We start from the raw sequence: 15,829 nt of genomic DNA, 5'->3' as shown, positions 1-15,829 counted from the left end.
GGTCCAGTGACAGCGACTACTCTCCTGAGACGTGAGTCGACGCGCGAAGATCGTCTGTACGATGGGCCCTGCCACCGCGACCGAGGACAAGGTCAACGAGTTGGTGGCGGCCGGTATGGACGTTGCCCGGATGAACTTCAGCCACGGCAGCCATGCCGACCACAAGCAGGTCTACGAGCTCGTCCGCGCCGCGGCCGAGGCCTCGGGCCGCGCGGTGGGCATCCTGGCCGACCTGCAAGGACCCAAGATCCGCCTGGGCAGGTTCGCCCACGGCCCGGTCGAATGGCGCACCGGTGACGTCGTCCGGGTGACGGTGGAGGAGGTCGAGGGCACCCACGACCGCGTCTCCACGACCTACAAGATGCTGGCGCAGGACGCCAAGGTCGGCGACAAGCTGCTGGTGGACGACGGCAAGGTCGGCCTCGTCGTCACCGAGGTCGACGGCCCCGACGTCGTGTGCGAGGTCACCGAGGGCGGCCCCGTCAGCAACAACAAGGGCCTCTCGCTGCCCGGCATGGACGTGTCGGTGCCCGCGATGTCCGAGAAGGACATCGAGGACCTGGAGTTCGCCCTCAACCTGGGCGTGGACTTCATCGCCCTCTCGTTCGTGCGCTCGCCCGCGGACATCGACCTGGTCCACCAGGTCATGGACCGCGTGGGCCACGGCCGCAAGCCGGTGATCGCCAAGATCGAGAAGCCGGAGGCGGTCGACAACCTCGAAGCGATCGTGCTCGCCTTCGACGGCGTCATGGTCGCCCGCGGCGACCTGGGCGTCGAGCTGCCGCTCGAGCACGTGCCGCTGGTGCAGAAGCGGGCCATCCAGATCGCCCGCGAGAACGCCAAGCCGGTCATCGTGGCCACCCAGATGCTCGACTCGATGATCACCAACTCCCGGCCGACGCGGGCCGAGACGTCGGACGTCGCGAACGCGGTGCTCGACGGCGCGGACGCGCTGATGCTGTCCGGCGAGACGTCGGTCGGCCGGTACGCCATCGAGTCGGTCAAGACGATGGGCCGCATCATCGAGGCCGTCGAGACCGAGTCCACCGTGGTCCCGCCGCTGACGCACGTCCCGCGCACCAAGCGCGGCGTGATCTCGTACGCGGCGCGGGACATCGGCGAGCGGCTGAACGCCAAGGCGCTGGTCGCGTTCACCCAGTCCGGTGACACGGTGCGGCGCCTCGCCCGCCTGCACACGCCGCTGCCGCTGCTGGCGTTCACGCCGGAGCCCAGCGTGCGCAGTCAGCTTTCTCTCACCTGGGGCACCGAGACGTTCATCGTGCCTAAGGTGGACTCGACGGACGAGATGGTCCGCCAGGTGGACATGTCGATGATCGACATCGGCCGCTACCAGCCCGGCGACCTCGTCGTGGTCGTGGCAGGCTCGCCGCCTGGCACCATCGGCTCGACGAACCTCATCCGGGTGCACCGCCTGGGAGAGGACGACCACGCTTAGGAGTTGACGTGACCGAGGCTGCCCGCGCCGCGGCTTCCGCCGAGTTCTCGGACGTTCCGCTGGACACCGACGGCGTGCCGCACGGGCAGCCCGTGCTCGACCGCCTCGTCGCGCTGCTCGACCTGGAGCGCATCGAGGAGAACATCTTCCGCGGGGTGTCGCCCGCCGAATCGCCCGTGCGGGTGTTCGGCGGGCAGGTCGCGGGTCAGGCCCTGGTGGCCGCCGGTCGGACCGTCCCCCCGGAGCGCCGGGTGCACTCGCTGCACTCGTACTTCATCCGCGGCGGCGACCCGAGCGTGCCGATCGTGTACGAAGTGGACCGGGTCCGCGATGGACGGTCCTTCACCACCCGTCGCGTGGTCGCCGTCCAGCACGGCAAGGCGATCTTCACCCTGTCGGCGTCCTTCCAGTTGGACGAGCCCGGCCTGGACCACCAGGAACCGATGCCCGACGTGCCGCCGCCGTCGTCGCTGCCCACGTACGCCGAGTCGGCGGCCGGGTACCTGGAGAAGGTCGGCATGGCCCGGCTGCCCCGCCCGATCGACATCCGGTACGTGACGTCGCCGCCGTGGCTGGCGCGCGAGGACGGGCCGGCGGAGGCGCGCAGCCAGGTGTGGATGCGGGCGGACGGCAAGCTGCCGGACGACGACATGCTGCACGTGTGCGTGCTCGCCTACGCGTCGGACATGACCCTGCTCGACTCGGTGCTGGTGCGGCACGGCGTGTACTGGGGCACCGACAAGGTCCTGGGAGCCAGCCTCGACCACGCCATGTGGTTCCACCGCCGCTTCCGCGCGGACGAGTGGTTCCTGTACGACTGCGCGTCCCCGTCGGCCTCGGGCGCCCGCGGCCTCGCCACCGGCCGCTTCTACAGCCAGGACGGCCACTTGGTGGCCACCGTCGTCCAAGAGGGCCTGCTCCGGGTCCTGTAGCCGATCAGCCACCGGCCCGCAGCAGGTCCCACAGCGCCCGGACGTGGTGTTCCCTGGTGGACTCGGCGCCGATCGCGACGCGGATCGCGAACCGGCCGTTGACGGTGGTGTGGGTGATGAAGGCGTCGCCCGCCGCGTTGACGCGGTCCATCGCTGCTCGGGTGGGCTCGTCGCCGTCGCGGTGGGCGATGGTGAGCAGGGAGAGGGAGCGCGGAGCGACGACGGTCCACTCCTCGTCTGCCGCGACCCACGATTCGAGCTGGGTCGCCAGCCCCACGTGACCGCGCAGGTGCGCGCGCACGCCCTCCAAGCCGTACCAGCGCAGCACCGACCACAGCTTCAACGCCCGGAACCGGCGGCCCAGCGGGATCTGCCAGTCGCGGTAGTCGACCACCGCCCCCGACTCGGTCGCCGTGTTCCGGAGGTACTCGGGGAGGATCGTGAGGGCGTCCACCAGCACGTCCGGGTGCGCGGTCCAGAAGAGGGTCAGGTCGAACGCCGTCAACATCCACTTGTGCGCGTTCGCGGTGAACGAGTCGGCCTGGTCCAGGCCGTCGAACAGGCCCCGGAACTCCGGGCACAGCGCCGCCGGACCGGCCCACGCGGCGTCCACGTGGAGCCAGATCCCGTGCTCGGCGCACAGCGAAGCGATCTCGCGGACGGGGTCCACCGCACCCGTGCCGGTGGTGCCGATCGTCGCGCACACCAGGACCGGCTTGCGGCCCGCTTCGAGATCCGACCTGATCCGCGACGCCAGGTCGTCCACGCGCATGGCGAGCACGGCGTCGACCTCGATCGACCGGACGGCCTGCTCACCGAGCCCGGCCATCCGGGCGGCGCGCTCCACGGACGAGTGGGTCTGCGACGACACGTACACCGTCTCGCTGCCGTCCACCCCGGTCCGCCGCCACTTCCCGCCGGACGTCCGGTGCAGGGCGGCCAGCAGGGCGACCAAGGCCGCCGACGACGCGGTGTCCTGGATGACGCCGCCACCGAGGAACCGCGCGGGCAGGCCCATCGCGCCGACGAGCTCGTCCATCAGGTGCTGCTCGACCTCGGTCGCGGCGGGCGAGGTGGACCACAACATGCCCTGCACGCCCAGGCCTGACGACAGCAGGTCGCCCAGCACCGACGGCAGGGACGCGTTCGCCGGGAAGTAGGCGTAGAACCCCGGGTGCTGCCAGTGCGTGGTGCCCGGCAGCACGACCCGGTCCAGGTCGGCGAGCAGGGCGTCGAAGCCCTCTCCCTGTTCCGGCAACCCGCCCAACTGCCCCCGCACCCAGCCGGGCTCGACCTGCGACTTCACCGGGAAGTCCTCGATCCGCGCACGGTAGTCGGCGATCCAGTCGACCACCTCGTGGCCGATCCGCCGGAACTCGTCAGGGTCCATACCGCGGAAATGTAGACGGCGGTTCTAGACGCGCCGCCTGCGGTGGGTGGGGCGCCGGTCGTTCGGCGGGGTGAGGGCGCGCGTCTCGACCCGCTCCAGCACCACCGAGCTGGTCAGGTTCCGCACCTCCGTCCGCGAGGCGATCTTGTCCATCAGGAACGCCTGCAGGTGCGTGCTGTCCGCCACCGCGATGTGCACCAGGAAGTCCGCCTGCCCGCTGACGTGGAACAGCGACCGCGTCTCCGGCTGCGCCATCACGAACCGCCGGAAGCCCGCCACCACCGGCCTGGTGTGCGGGCGGACGTTCACCGAGATCACGGCCTCCAGCGGCAGGCCGGTGGTGCGCGGGTCGACCACGGCGTGGAACCCGGTGATCACGCCCAGGTCCCGCAGCCGGCGCACCCGTTGCAGGCACGTCGACGGCGCGATGCCGACCTGCTCCGCGAGGGTCCGGTTCGGCAGCGTCGCGTCGTTCTGCAACGCCTCCAGGATCAGCCAGTCGACCGAATCGAGTTCGGCTGCGTCGTCCACAACCGAACACTGTAGCTGTCAGGTGGAATACACCCGAACGTGTGACTGAGGATGCGCGCGTGCACATCGCCTGGACCTCCTTCCTGCTCGCGCTCGTCGTCGTCACCGTCGTGCCCGGCCCCGACTTCGTGCTGATCACCGGCAACGCGGTGCGCGGCCTGCGGCACGGCGCGGTGACGGCGGCGGGCGTCGTCACCGGGCTCCTGGTGCACGCGGCGCTGGCCACGGTCGGCGTGTCCGCGCTGGTCGCGGCGGTGCCGGCGGCGCTGCTCGCGGTCAAGGCGGTGGGCGCGCTGTACCTCGCGTACCTGGGCGTGATGACGTTGCGGGCGGCGCGCGCCGGCGGGCCGATCACCCGGGCGCCGAAGTCGGACCGGTCGCTGTTCCTGCGCGGCGTGCTGTGCGACCTGCTCAACCCGAAGGTGATGCTGACGTTCCTCAGCCTCGTGCCGCAGGCGATGGACCCGGCGGCCCCGCCCCTGCCGCAGGCGGCGCTGTTGTCGGCGGTCGCGGTGGGCGTGTTCGCGTGCTTTTGGGCCGTGGTGGTGCCGTTGGCGGGCCGGCTGGCCCTGCTGCTGTCACGGCCGAAGGTGCGGCCGGTGTTCGAGCGGCTGTGCGGCACCGCGCTGATCGGCATGGCCGCTTCGGTGTTCGCCGCGTAATTCTCGTTATCGTGTCGCGGTCCGATCGTCTCCGGTGGGTAAGAGCCCGGTTCGGCCGAGAGGAACGGCATGCGCACACCAGGGGACGCCGCGGCGGTGACGGCCGCGCAGCGGGGCGAGCCGGGCGCGTTGGACGCGCTGGTGGCGGTCTACCTGCCGCTGGTCTACAACGTGGTGGGGCACGCCCTGGCCGGGCACCCCGACACCGACGACGTGGTCCAGGAGACCATGCTCCGCGCGTTGAACGGCCTGTCGAAGCTGCGCGAGCCCGAGGCGTTCCGGTCGTGGCTGCTGGCCATCGCGCTGAACCAGGTGCGCGACCACCACCGGACCCGGCTGCCGCTCGCCGACGCGGAACCCGTCGACGTCGCCGACCCGGGCGCGGACTTCGCCGACCTGGCGATCACCCGCCTCCAGCTCACCGGCCAGCGCCGTGAGGTCGTGGCCGCCACCCGGTGGATCGGCGACGACGACCGCGAGCTGCTGTCCCTGTGGTGGATGGAGCAGGTCGGCCGGATCACGCGGGCCGACCTGGCGTCCGCGCTCGACCTCACGCCGCAGCACGCGGCCGTGCGGGTGCAGCGGATGAAGGCCCAGCTCGACTCGGCACGGGTGGTCGTGCGGGTGCTCGCCGTGCCCCGGTGCGACGAGCTGGCCGTGGTGATCGAGGACTGGGACGGGCAGCCGAGCGCGTTGTGGCGCAAGCGGATCGTCCGGCACGCGCGCGAGTGCGCCCGGTGCGAGCGCGGGTTCGACGACTTGGCTGTGGTGGACGGCCTGCTGGCCAGGATCCCGCTCGTGCCGCTGCCGGCCGGGTTCGACCTGCTCGGCGCGGAGGCCGTGGAGCCTGTCGTGGCGGTGGCGAAGAAGGGGCTCTGGGCGCACGCCGCCACCAAGCCGTTGGTCGCGGCGGCGGCCGTGGTGGCGGTGGCGGGCGCGGTCGTGCTGCTGCCCGTGGACCGGCAGCCGACGCCGGTGCCGGTCGCCGCGCCGGCCATCGTGACCACGGCGACCACCGCCCTCGCACCCCCGACCGCCGGAACGACCACTCCCCAGCTCCCCGCGCCGCCACCGGCTCCCGCGTCCGAACCTGCGCCCGCTCCGGCTCCGGTTCCAGCACCCGCTCCGGCACCCGCGCCGGTGACCAAGTCGATCAAGAAGGGGGTCGGCACGTGGCACTTCGACGGTGTGACGCGGGCGCTGTCGGACGTCGGCGCGGGCTGGTTCTACAACTGGGCCACCACCAGGGAGGGCGTGCAGGCGCCCGGCGTGGAGTACGTGCCGATGATCTGGGGCGCGAAGACCGTGACGCCGGCGGACCTGGAGGCGGTCGAACGCCAGGGCACCACGCTGCTCGGCTTCAACGAACCGGACCTGGCCGAGCAGGCGGACATGACCGTGGAGCGGGCGCTTGACCTGTGGCCGCAGCTCCAGGCGACGGGGATGCGGCTGGGCAGCCCGGCCGTCGCGTACGGCGGTGACCGGGCCGGCGGCTGGCTCGACCGGTTCATGACCGGTGCGCGGCAGCGCGGGCTGCGGGTCGACTTCATCACGCTGCACTGGTACGGCTCGGACTTCGGCCCGGCCGCCGTCGGCCACCTGAAGAGCTACCTGGACGCGGTCCGGGCGCGCTACGGCCTGCCGATCTGGCTCACCGAGTACTCGCTGATGGACTTCTCCGGCGGTGGTGTGCGGTACCCGAGCCCGCAAGAGCTGGCGGACTTCGCGGGAGCGTCGTCGCGGATGCTCGAAGGACTGTCCTACGTGGAGCGCTACGCGTGGTTCGCGCTGCCCGCGGACAAGCCGGGTACGGGGCTGTACCTGCCCGGTGGCACGCCGAACCCGGCCGGTGAGGCGTACCGCGCCACCGGTTAGGCGAGTGCCCGCCACCGGTCGTGCGGTGGCGGGCGCTCCGCGGTACCCGGCCCGTCGCCGGTCGTGCGGCGGCGGGCCGGGCCGCACGTGGTCGGCGGCCCCGGTCGGTCAGGTGTCCGGCGGTCGTCGAACAGTCGGTGCGCGGGCGCGGTCAGGCGTCCGGGCGGTTGTCGAACAACGGCTGCCAGCGGCCGTCGAAGCCGCCGTTGGCAGCCAGGTGCCAGCCCGGCGGCAGCCACGCGCCCACCTCGCGGCTCGTGCTGTCGTCGATCCCGCCGGAGTGGACGAAGTACTCGTGCTGCCGCCGGTAGACGCCGTGCGACGCCAGATCGCCGCTCACCGCCCCGGCTGCGGCCCGAGCTGTCCGGACCGGTGCCGGCGAACCCGCCGAAGTCGTCGACCACCGCTGCACGCCCGTGCCGATGCCCAGCGCGGGCGTCTCGAACCGCACGTCCACCCCGTCGGTCGCCGGCCAGTGCGTCTGACAGGCGCCCTGCGACCAGTGCGTCGGCACGATGTCGGCCAGGTCCTGCAGCTCGTAGGTCAGCCGCTTCACCCGCGGCCACGCGACCTTGGTGCCGTTGGCGACCCGGCTCGCCTGCACGGACGCGTTGGCGGACGTCAGCGGCACGGCGCCCAACGCCGCCACCGCCATCCGCCCCGAGATGGAGGCCCACGTGGTGGTGACGAACCGCAGCTCGTGCGCGTGCGGCCCGGCGCTCGGCAGGTCGAAGTCGCTCTCGTCGGGCTGCCAGAGCAGCAGGTGCCCGCCGGTGGAGGTCTGGAGGAAGTGGACGTCCGGGTCGTGGGACCGCCGCATGACGTGGTCCTTGTGGTGCGTCACGGTGGCGTTGGCGAACGACTCGCCCGCGCCGCCGGGGGTGCCGGTCACCCCGCGCACCACGATCTCGACCCGTTCCCAGTCGTGGATCTCGTCGCCGTCCTTGTCGGCCGCGTTGTACACGTGGTAGAGCAGGACCAACGACTTGCTGCCGTTCTCGGTGGACTCCAGCAGCGCGGTGTAGAGCGTGGGTCGGATCCGCCACCGCTCGTACCCCGCCGTGCCGGCCACGTACTGCGGGACCTGGCGCCGGTTCGCGCGGTTGGTGGCGTAGACGCCGTCCCGGTCGAAGTCGAAGTTCGCGAGCCGGTCCCGACCCTGCTTGCCGTTGTTCTCGTCACCCCGCTTGAGGATGACCGGTGCGTAGTGGTTCAGGTACGCCTGTCGTTGGGCGGCGGTCAGCGGGGTCCCGCCCCGGTGGAGCGGGACCCCGTAGCGGTCGGACCGCAATCCGACGAGAGCGGTCAGGCCACGTTCCACTTCTGGTTGGCCCCGCCGGTGCACGTCCAGATCTGGAGCCTGGTGCCGTCGGCGCTGTTGTTGCCGGTGACGTCCACGCACTTGCCGGTGGCCGGGTTCACCAGGTCGTGGTTCGCGGTGTGGGTCCACTGCTGGTTCGCGCCGCCCGCGCAGCTCCACAGCTGGAGTTGAGCGCCGTCGGCGGTGCCGTGGTCCTTGATGTCGAGGCACTTGCCGAGCGCGCGGAGCGTGCCGTCACCGGGACGCGACCACTGCTGCGCCGCGGTGCCGTTGCACGTGTACAGCTGCACCGCCGTTCCGTCCACGCTGCTCGCGCCCGCGATGTCGACGCACTTGCCCGCCAGGCCGGTGATCGCGCCGCCGCCCGTGCCGCCGCCGCTGCCGGGCGTGCCCTGCCAGGTGAACGTCGCCGACGTGCGGGCGGGCAGGGTGTAGGTGAACGACTGGTTGCCCCAGTTCACCCGGATCGACTGGGACGACGTGCCGCCGTTGTGCGCGATCAGGGCCTTGGAGCCGTCCGGGTTGCGGTAGGCCACGTTCTGCACGGTGCCGTTCGCGGTGGAGTCGATCCGGTGCGCGCCCGGCTTCACGAACTTCGTCAGGTGACCGGTGGTGTAGTACTCGATCGTGTAATCCACCTGCCCGGCGCGCGAACCGCCTTCCTGCACGGTGATCAGGCCGGTGCACGTGCCGCAGCCGCCGTTGTGCGGCCCCATGTTCTGGTTCAGCGCCAGGCTCCACTTCACGATGCTGGAGCTCCAGTTGCGGGCGTGCTCGACGATGTCGCCCATGTCCTCGTTGTGCTGGTTCGAGACCCACGTGCCGCCGGAGTGCTCGGTGCTGAACTGCTTCACGTTCGGGTACTGGCCGTGCACCTGCGTGCCCACGGCCGGCTCGCCGAAGTAGTCGTGCCACGCGATGCCGCCGAACAGCGGGTCGTTGCGCACGCCCGCGTCACCGAGGATGGCCGCGCCGAAGTTGGCGTAGTCGCCGTAGTTCCAGTCGTGCACCAGCACCTTGGTGGTGATGCCGGCCGCGCGGAACGCCGGGTAGACGTGGTTCTTGGTGAACTCGACCAGGCCGGACGGGTTCCAGCTCATGCCGGGGTAGTTCATCGCGGTCGGGTTGGACGCCTGGCAGCAGTTCGGCTCGTTCTGCACCGAGACGTACTTGAGCGGCACGCCGGCCGCCTGGTAGCTCTGCACGTACTTGACCAGGTACTGGGCGTACGTGGGGTAGTGCTCCCACTTCAGCCACCCCATCTGGTCCATGCGCCCGTTGTCCTTCATCCAGCCCGGCGCGCTCCACGGCACGCCCTTGACCGCGAGGGCGGGGTTGAGCTGGCGTGCCTGCTGCGTGAGCAGGCGGACGTTCGTGTCGTAGCCGTTGGTCCCGAAGTCGCTCAGGTCGCAGCACGTGTCGTCGAGCGAGACGTGGCCCGGACGGGACAGGTCGGACGCGCCGATCGGGTTGCGCACGAACGACAGGCCGATGCCGTCGACCGGGTGGAACAGCCTGCGCATCACCGCGTCCCGGGTGGCGGCCGAGACGGGCCCGCCGCGCAGCAGGTACGCGGTGGTGTCGGTGATGGACGCGCCGCCACCCTCGAACTGCTGGTAGGTGGTGCCCTCGTTGACGGTGATGGTGTGGTTCGCGCTGCCGCCGTTCGTGCCGAACACGACGGACGGCTGCTGGGCGAGGCCGCGGGTGACGGTCCGGCCGCCCGCGTCGGACGTGGTGGTCAGGTAGACGTTCACCGTCTCGCCCGCGGCGGAGGCGGGTGACGAGGCGGTGACGGCCGCCGCGAGTGTGATCATGGCTATAGCGGTGCTGATGAACGCCCGACGGTGGGGAGAGGGCACCTCGGACTCCTTTCACGACGTTGTGCACAGGGTCATCGGCGGCTGAAACAGAATGGAACATCTGTGGAACATCTGCGCACCTGAAGGAAACAATGGCGCGCAACCCGTGTCAAGGTCGCCGATCAAGCCCGGTGAAACCCGGTAAAGACCGTGAAAAGCGCGGGAACGCCGGTGCGTCAGACGCGCGGCGCCGGCCCCGTGGACGCCCTGACCACGAGTTCCGTGGCCAGCTCCACGTGCAGCGCTTCCAGCTCGTGCCGGTCCAGCAGCCGCATCAGCAGCGTCACGGCCATCCGACCCATCTCCTGCAACGGCTGCCGCACGGTGGTCAGCTCCGGTCGCGTGGCACGGCTGAGGTCGAGGTCGTCGAACCCGGCGACGGACAGGTCGCGCGGCACGTCCAGCCCGTGTTCCCGAGCCGCCCGCAACGCACCCACCGCCATCTTGTCGTTGAACGCGACCAGCGCCGTGGGCCGGTCCGCCAGGTCGAGCAGGTCGCGTGCGACGAGGTAGCCGTTCTCCGTGGTCGGCTCGTCCACGTGCCGCAGCAGCTCCGCCGACGGCAGCACGCCGACGTCCGACAACGCCGCCGCGTACCCGGCGAGCCGCCCGTCGCTCGCCAGCCAGTCACCCGGACCGCCGATGATCCCGATCCGGCGGTGGCCCAGCTCCACCAGGTGCGCCATCAGCCGGCGCGCTCCCGCGAAGTGCGCCGCGGACACCGACGCCACGTCGCGCGGCAGCTCGGTGCGCGGGTCGACCACCACGAACGGGAACCGCCTGTCCCGCAACCGGACCAGCTCCTCGACCGGCTCCGGTGGCAGTATCAGGATCGCGCCGCCCACGTCGGACCGGCCGGGCAGACCGGGCAGCGCGGACGCGCGCTGCGCCGACGTGCCCGCGCTCAGCAGGACCTGCCGGTGGTGCAGCGACAACGTCTCGGCGACCGTCGACACGATCAGTCCGAAGTAGTCGGTGAGCAGGTAGGGGCAGCGCACGTAGATCGGCCCGGCCGGCTTCGCGCCACGCGGCCTCGGCGCCTCCGCGCCCAGTCCGGCCACGGCCTTCAGCACCAGTTCGCGGGTGTGGGCGGCGACGTTGGCCTGGCCGTTCAGCACCCTGGAGACGGTGGCGATGGACAGCCCGGTCGCCCTCGCCACGTCCCGCACCGTCGCCCTGGTCATCCGCGCCCCCTGTTCCACATCTGTTTCAGGATGTTACAGGCCGTCCGACCGCCTGGTGCCGCCGATCCCACTCTTCGATCACAGGGGTGTCGCACAGGTGCGCGCGGGCGCGGATTTGGGGCAGGCTGTGCGCATGACCACCTCCGAGGCACCCGCGCGGATCGCCGTCACCGGGCTCGCCGTCATGGGCAGCAACCTGGCGCGCAACCTCGCCCGACACGGCTACCGCGTCGCCGTGCACAACCGAAGCCACACCCGCACCAAGGCGCTGATCTCCGAGCACGGCCACGAGGGCGACTTCGTGCCCGCGGAGACGCTGGAAGAGCTCGTCGCGAGCCTCCAGACGCCGCGCCAGATCATCATCATGGTCAAGGCGGGCGGGCCGACGGACGCCGTCATCGACGAACTCGTGCCCCTGCTGGAGCCGGGCGACATGGTGATCGACGGCGGCAACGCGCACTACGCCGACACCCGCCGGCGCGAGGCCGCGTTGAAGGAAGCCGGGCTGCTCTTCGTCGGCGCGGGCATCTCGGGTGGCGAGGAAGGCGCGCTGAACGGCCCGTCGATCATGCCGGGCGGGCCCGAGGAGTCCTATGCGCACCTCGGGCCGGTGCTGGAGGACATCGCGGCCAAGGTCGACGGCGTGCCGTGCTGCGTGCACGTCGGGCCGGACGGCGCCGGGCACTTCGTGAAGATGGTGCACAACGGCATCGAGTACGCCGACATGCAGCTCATCGCCGAGGCGTACGACCTGCTGCACCGGGTGGGCGGGATGACGCCCGCCGACGTGGCCGAGGTGTTCCGGGGGTGGAACAGCGGCGACCTGGAGTCGTACCTGGTGGAGATCACCGCCGAGGTGCTGGGCCACGTGGACGCGGACACCGGCGCCGCGCTGGTCGACGTGATCGCGGACGAGGCCGAGCAGAAGGGCACCGGCCGCTGGACCGTGCAGGAGGCGCTGGAGCTGGGCGTGCCGGTGACGGGCATCGCGGAGGCGGTGTTCGCGCGGTCCCTGTCCGGGCGGGCGGGTCAGCGGCAGGCGGTCCGCGCGGCGTTCGGGCCGGCCGAGGTCGTGGGCGGAGCGGACACCTCGCTGGTGGAGGACGTGCGGCAGGCGCTGTACGCGTCCAAGGTCGTCGCGTACGCGCAGGGCTTCGACCAGATGCGGGCGGCGAGCGCCGAGTACGGCTGGGACCTCGACCTGGGTGCGATGGCCACCATCTGGCGCGGCGGCTGCATCATCCGGGCCCGGTTCCTGGACCGCATCCGCGAGGCGTACGACAAGGCGCCGGAGCTGCCGTCGCTGTTGGTGGACGACTACTTCCGCGACGCCGTGCGGTCGGCCGAGGCGGCGTGGCGGCGGGTCGTGGTGAAGGCGGTGACCGCCGGCGTGCCCGCGCCCGGTTTCGTGTCCGCGCTCGCGTACTACGACGGGCTGCGGTCCGAGCGCCTGCCGGCGTCCCTGATCCAGGGCCTGCGCGACTTCTTCGGCGCGCACACCTACCGCCGCACCGACCGCGAGGGCAGCTTCCACACCCTCTGGTCCGGCGACCGGTCCCAAGTGGACGCCTGAGAGAGTTCTGACGGAAACCCCGTCACGGCCGCCTGTCGGCTGTGGCGGGGTTTCCCGCTGTCAGGGGTCGGAACCGTCACCTCGGGTGACGAAGCGGGCGTTGATCAACACGTCCGGGTGGATCCGCTGTCAGATCGGCCAAATCCTCGTCATCATGGTGTGGACGCGACCTGTGCGACGCGGGCTGTGCCGACACGTCCCCTGTGCCGACACGGAGGTGCCACCGTGGCGATCCCTCATCACCGCGCCGGGGCCGAGTGCCGATCCGCCGGACTCGACGCCTGCTGGCCGCGCCTGCTGCTGCCGCCCTTAGCGCGGTCGTAGGCACCCCTCCCCGAACGACGACACCCCGCGCGCCCGCGTGGGGCGATGACCCTTTGCTGCTCGGAAGGACCTGACATGAACCGACCGCGCCCCAGCAAGTCCCACGCCGGCGAGCACACCACGGCCGGGCCTCCGGGCGGGCTCGCCACCGTGCTCCGCCACGACCTGCCCGCCTCCGTCGTCGTCTTCCTGATCGCCGTGCCGCTGTCGCTCGGCATCGCCGCCGCGACCGGCGCGCCGCTGATGGCCGGGCTGATCTCCGCGGTCGTCGGCGGTGTGGTGGCGGGGGCGCTGTCCGGAGCCCCGTTGCAGGTCAGCGGACCGGCGGCGGGCATGGTGGTGGTCACCGCCGGCATCATCGCCGAGTACGGCTGGGCGGCCACCGCGGCCATCACGCTCGCCGCCGGCCTCGTGCAGATCCTGTTCGGGCTGAGCCGCGTCGGCCGGGCCGCGCTGTCCCTGTCGCCCGCCGTGGTGCACGGGATGCTCGCCGGCATCGGGGTGAGCATCGCGGTGGGCCAGGTCGCCGTCGTGCTCGGCGGCACGGCGGCCACCTCCGTGGTCGACAACCTCGCCAAGCTGTTCACCACCGACGTGCAGTGGTCCGCGCTGCTCGTCGCCGTGCTGACCGTGTCGGCGCTGCTGCTGTGGCCATGGGTGCCGCGTGCCGCGTTCGTGCCCGCGCCGCTGGTGGCGGTCCTGGTCGCGACGCTGGCGGCCGGCTGGCTCGACGTGGCGCGGGTCGACCTGCCCGGTGACCCGTTGGGCCAGGTCGTGCTGCCGCAGATGCCGTCCGGCACGGTCGCCGGGATCGCGTTCGCGGTGCTGACGGTGGCCGTGGTGGCGAGCGTCGAGTCGCTGCTGTCCGCCGTCGCCGTCGACAAGCTGCACGACGGGCCGCGCGCGGACCTCGACCGCGAGCTGGTCGCCCAGGGCGCCGCCAACGCGGTCGCGGGCGCGCTGGGCGGGCTGCCGGTGACCGGGGTGATCGTGCGCAGTTCCACCAACGTCGCGGCGGGCGCGCGCACCCGTGCGTCGACCGTGCTGCACGGCGTGTGGATCGCGGTGTTCGTGCTCGCACTCGGGTCGGTGCTGGAGCTGATCCCGTTGGCCGCGCTGGCCGGTGTGCTGCTGGTGATGGGCGTGCGGCTGGTGAGCGTCCGGCGGATGCAGGCGCTGTGGCGGCACGGCGAGTTCGCCGCGTACGCGGTCACGGTGGCCGGCGTCGTGGTGATCGGGCTGGTGGAAGGCGTGCTGCTCGGTGTCGCGGTGGCGGCGCTGCGGTCGCTGCACCGGCTGACCCGCAGCTCGGTGCGCATCGACCCCGAGGCGGACGGGTGGCGCGTGGTGATCCGCGGCTCGCTGGTGTTCCTCGGCGCAGGACGGCTGGTGCGCGGGCTGCGCGCCATCCCGTTGGGTCAGCGCGTGGTGCTGGAGCTGCACATCGACTTCCTCGACCACGGCGCGTACGAGGCGATCAACGACTGGCGCGTCGGCTACGAGCGGCTCGGCGGCCACGTCGAGGTGGACGAGGTGCACGACACGTGGTTCAGCAAGGCCACCAAGGGCATCCCGGCGCTGCGCAAGACACCGCTGTCGCCGTTGCCGAGGTGGTTCGCACCGTGGTCGCACTGGCAGCGCCGGCACGCCATCACCCTGCCCCGGCAGCGCACGGACGTCGACCCCATGATCCGCGGGATGCGCGAGTTCGAGCGCACCACCGCGCCGCTGGTCCGCCCGTTCCTGTCCGAGCTGGCCGCGCGGGGCCAACGCCCGCGGCAGCTGTTCATCACGTGTGCCGACTCCCGCGTGGTGCCGAACCTGATCACGACCAGTGGTCCGGGCGACCTGTTCTGCGTGCGCAACATCGGCAACATCGTGCCGATGGACGGCGACGACTCGGTCGGCGCCGCCATCGAGTACGCGGTGGAGGCGCTGAACGTCGGGACGATCGCGGTGTGCGGGCACTCCGACTGCGGCGCGATGAAGGCCGTGGTGCACGGTTCGACCCGGCCCGGCACGCGGCTGCACGCGTGGCTGAAGGGCGTCGAGCCGAGCCTCGTCCGGTTCCACGCGACCGAGTCGGACCTGTCGGTGGTGGACCGCCTGGCGGTGGCGAACGTCGCGCAGCAGCTGGACAACCTGCTGACGTACCCGAGCGTGCAGGAGGCCGTGAAGACGCGGTCCCTGCGGCTGGTGGGCATGTACTTCGACATCTCGGCCGCCCGCGTCTACCTCGTCGACCCGGAACGTGACGGCCTGGAGCCCGTCTGCGTGTAGCCGGTGTGCTCAGACGCAGCTGCGGAGATGTCTGCGGTGGTTGCCGGACGACTCTTCGTCGCCGACTGTCAGAGCCAGTTGCGCGCCCAGGTAGGCGCGGCACGGCGAGGGCAGTCGGCGGCTCCACCAGCGGGTCCGGCAGGTGGGGCAGCGGCCGTGCTCGTCCGGGTTGTGCTCGTCCAGCAACGCCTTGACGGCCGTGACCAGCCGGGGCAGTTCGGAGCGGGCCAACTCCACCGCCGTCTCGTCGTTGCCGGTCGACGCCAGGCGGACCAGCGTGGCCAGGTGCTCGTGGAGGTACCTGTCGAGCTGGCTGAAGACGGTGACGGACACCTTCTGCGCTCCCTTCCCGGAGTGGGCGGTGCTGCACGCAGCCTGTTACCGCATCGGGCTGACTGCAAGATGCAGTACACGAATGGATGACGTCGCTTTGCGCCGT

General features: G+C 71.7%; 12 protein-coding genes. 6 read left to right on the top strand and 6 right to left on the bottom strand.

Annotated elements, in window-relative coordinates; genetic code table 11:
* Positions 1 to 31 precede the first annotated feature (31 nt).
* A complete protein-coding gene (pyk, locus tag ACRAKI_RS28550; RefSeq protein ID WP_447003584.1) occupies positions 32 to 1,456 on the top strand; it encodes a pyruvate kinase in 1,425 nt (474 codons plus the stop codon).
* 8 nt (positions 1,457 to 1,464) lie between these two features.
* A complete protein-coding gene (tesB, locus tag ACRAKI_RS28545) occupies positions 1,465 to 2,388 on the top strand; it encodes an acyl-CoA thioesterase II (protein ID WP_447003583.1) in 924 nt (307 codons plus the stop codon).
* Between the two features lie 4 nt (positions 2,389 to 2,392).
* Here the strand turns inward: tesB and ACRAKI_RS28540 are convergent, their stop codons facing one another.
* Both ACRAKI_RS28540 and ACRAKI_RS28535 read right to left on the bottom strand, forming a co-directional pair.
* A complete protein-coding gene (locus tag ACRAKI_RS28540) occupies positions 2,393 to 3,778 on the bottom strand; it encodes an aminotransferase class V-fold PLP-dependent enzyme (RefSeq protein ID WP_447003582.1) in 1,386 nt (461 codons plus the stop codon).
* 24 nt (positions 3,779 to 3,802) lie between these two features.
* Entirely contained in the window at positions 3,803 to 4,309 is a 507-nt protein-coding gene (locus tag ACRAKI_RS28535; RefSeq protein ID WP_447003581.1) for an Lrp/AsnC family transcriptional regulator, read from the bottom strand.
* Positions 4,310 to 4,350: 41 nt separating this feature from the next.
* Here ACRAKI_RS28535 and ACRAKI_RS28530 point away from each other — a divergent pair, with 41 nt between their 5' ends.
* Both ACRAKI_RS28530 and ACRAKI_RS28525 read left to right on the top strand, forming a co-directional pair.
* Positions 4,351 to 4,971 carry a LysE family translocator gene (locus ACRAKI_RS28530; protein ID WP_447003580.1) on the top strand — a complete coding sequence of 207 codons (621 nt, stop codon included), beginning with the start codon at positions 4,351 to 4,353 and terminating at the stop codon, positions 4,969 to 4,971.
* 69 nt (positions 4,972 to 5,040) lie between these two features.
* On the top strand, positions 5,041 to 6,846 hold the full coding sequence (locus tag ACRAKI_RS28525; protein ID WP_447003579.1) for a sigma-70 family RNA polymerase sigma factor: 1,806 nt from the start codon (positions 5,041 to 5,043) through the stop codon (positions 6,844 to 6,846).
* 151 nt (positions 6,847 to 6,997) lie between these two features.
* Here the strand turns inward: ACRAKI_RS28525 and ACRAKI_RS28520 are convergent, their stop codons facing one another.
* The 3 genes from ACRAKI_RS28520 to ACRAKI_RS28510 form a co-directional block, all read right to left on the bottom strand.
* The gene (locus tag ACRAKI_RS28520) at positions 6,998 to 8,167 is read right to left on the bottom strand and encodes a hypothetical protein (protein WP_447003578.1); all 1,170 of its coding nucleotides are present in this window, start codon (positions 8,165 to 8,167) and stop codon (positions 6,998 to 7,000) included.
* The gene (locus ACRAKI_RS28515) at positions 8,152 to 9,984 is read right to left on the bottom strand and encodes a ricin-type beta-trefoil lectin domain protein (RefSeq protein ID WP_447003577.1); all 1,833 of its coding nucleotides are present in this window, start codon (positions 9,982 to 9,984) and stop codon (positions 8,152 to 8,154) included. Before ACRAKI_RS28515 ends, ACRAKI_RS28520 begins: the two co-directional genes overlap by 16 nt.
* A gap of 221 nt (positions 9,985 to 10,205) precedes the next feature.
* On the bottom strand, positions 10,206 to 11,213 hold the full coding sequence (locus ACRAKI_RS28510; protein WP_447003576.1) for a LacI family DNA-binding transcriptional regulator: 1,008 nt from the start codon (positions 11,211 to 11,213) through the stop codon (positions 10,206 to 10,208).
* 133 nt (positions 11,214 to 11,346) lie between these two features.
* On the opposite strand from ACRAKI_RS28510, the gene gndA reads away from it, so the two are divergent.
* On the top strand, positions 11,347 to 12,786 hold the full coding sequence (gene gndA / locus ACRAKI_RS28505; protein WP_447003575.1) for an NADP-dependent phosphogluconate dehydrogenase: 1,440 nt from the start codon (positions 11,347 to 11,349) through the stop codon (positions 12,784 to 12,786).
* 399 nt (positions 12,787 to 13,185) lie between these two features.
* Positions 13,186 to 15,390 carry a SulP family inorganic anion transporter gene (locus ACRAKI_RS28500; RefSeq protein ID WP_447003574.1) on the top strand — a complete coding sequence of 735 codons (2,205 nt, stop codon included), beginning with the start codon at positions 13,186 to 13,188 and terminating at the stop codon, positions 15,388 to 15,390.
* 9 nt (positions 15,391 to 15,399) lie between these two features.
* On the opposite strand, the gene ACRAKI_RS28495 is transcribed toward ACRAKI_RS28500, so the two are convergent.
* Complete coding sequence (locus ACRAKI_RS28495) at positions 15,400 to 15,723, bottom strand: hypothetical protein (RefSeq protein WP_447003573.1); 324 nt, start codon at positions 15,721 to 15,723, stop codon at positions 15,400 to 15,402.
* Positions 15,724 to 15,829: the final 106 nt, after the last annotated feature.

Source organism: Saccharothrix isguenensis, assembly GCF_052936305.1.
This window is presented reverse-complemented; position numbering and strand designations above follow the sequence as displayed.

Coding starts and splice junctions, on each gene's coding strand:
- ACRAKI_RS28540 (WP_447003582.1), bottom strand. CDS start 3,778: ATGGACCCTGACGAGTTCCGGCGGATCGGCCACGAGGTGGTCGACTGG.
- ACRAKI_RS28525 (WP_447003579.1), top strand. CDS start 5,041: ATGCGCACACCAGGGGACGCCGCGGCGGTGACGGCCGCGCAGCGGGGC.
- ACRAKI_RS28515 (WP_447003577.1), bottom strand. CDS start 9,984: ATGATCACACTCGCGGCGGCCGTCACCGCCTCGTCACCCGCCTCCGCC.
- ACRAKI_RS28510 (WP_447003576.1), bottom strand. CDS start 11,213: ATGACCAGGGCGACGGTGCGGGACGTGGCGAGGGCGACCGGGCTGTCC.
- gndA (WP_447003575.1), top strand. CDS start 11,347: ATGACCACCTCCGAGGCACCCGCGCGGATCGCCGTCACCGGGCTCGCC.
- ACRAKI_RS28500 (WP_447003574.1), top strand. CDS start 13,186: ATGAACCGACCGCGCCCCAGCAAGTCCCACGCCGGCGAGCACACCACG.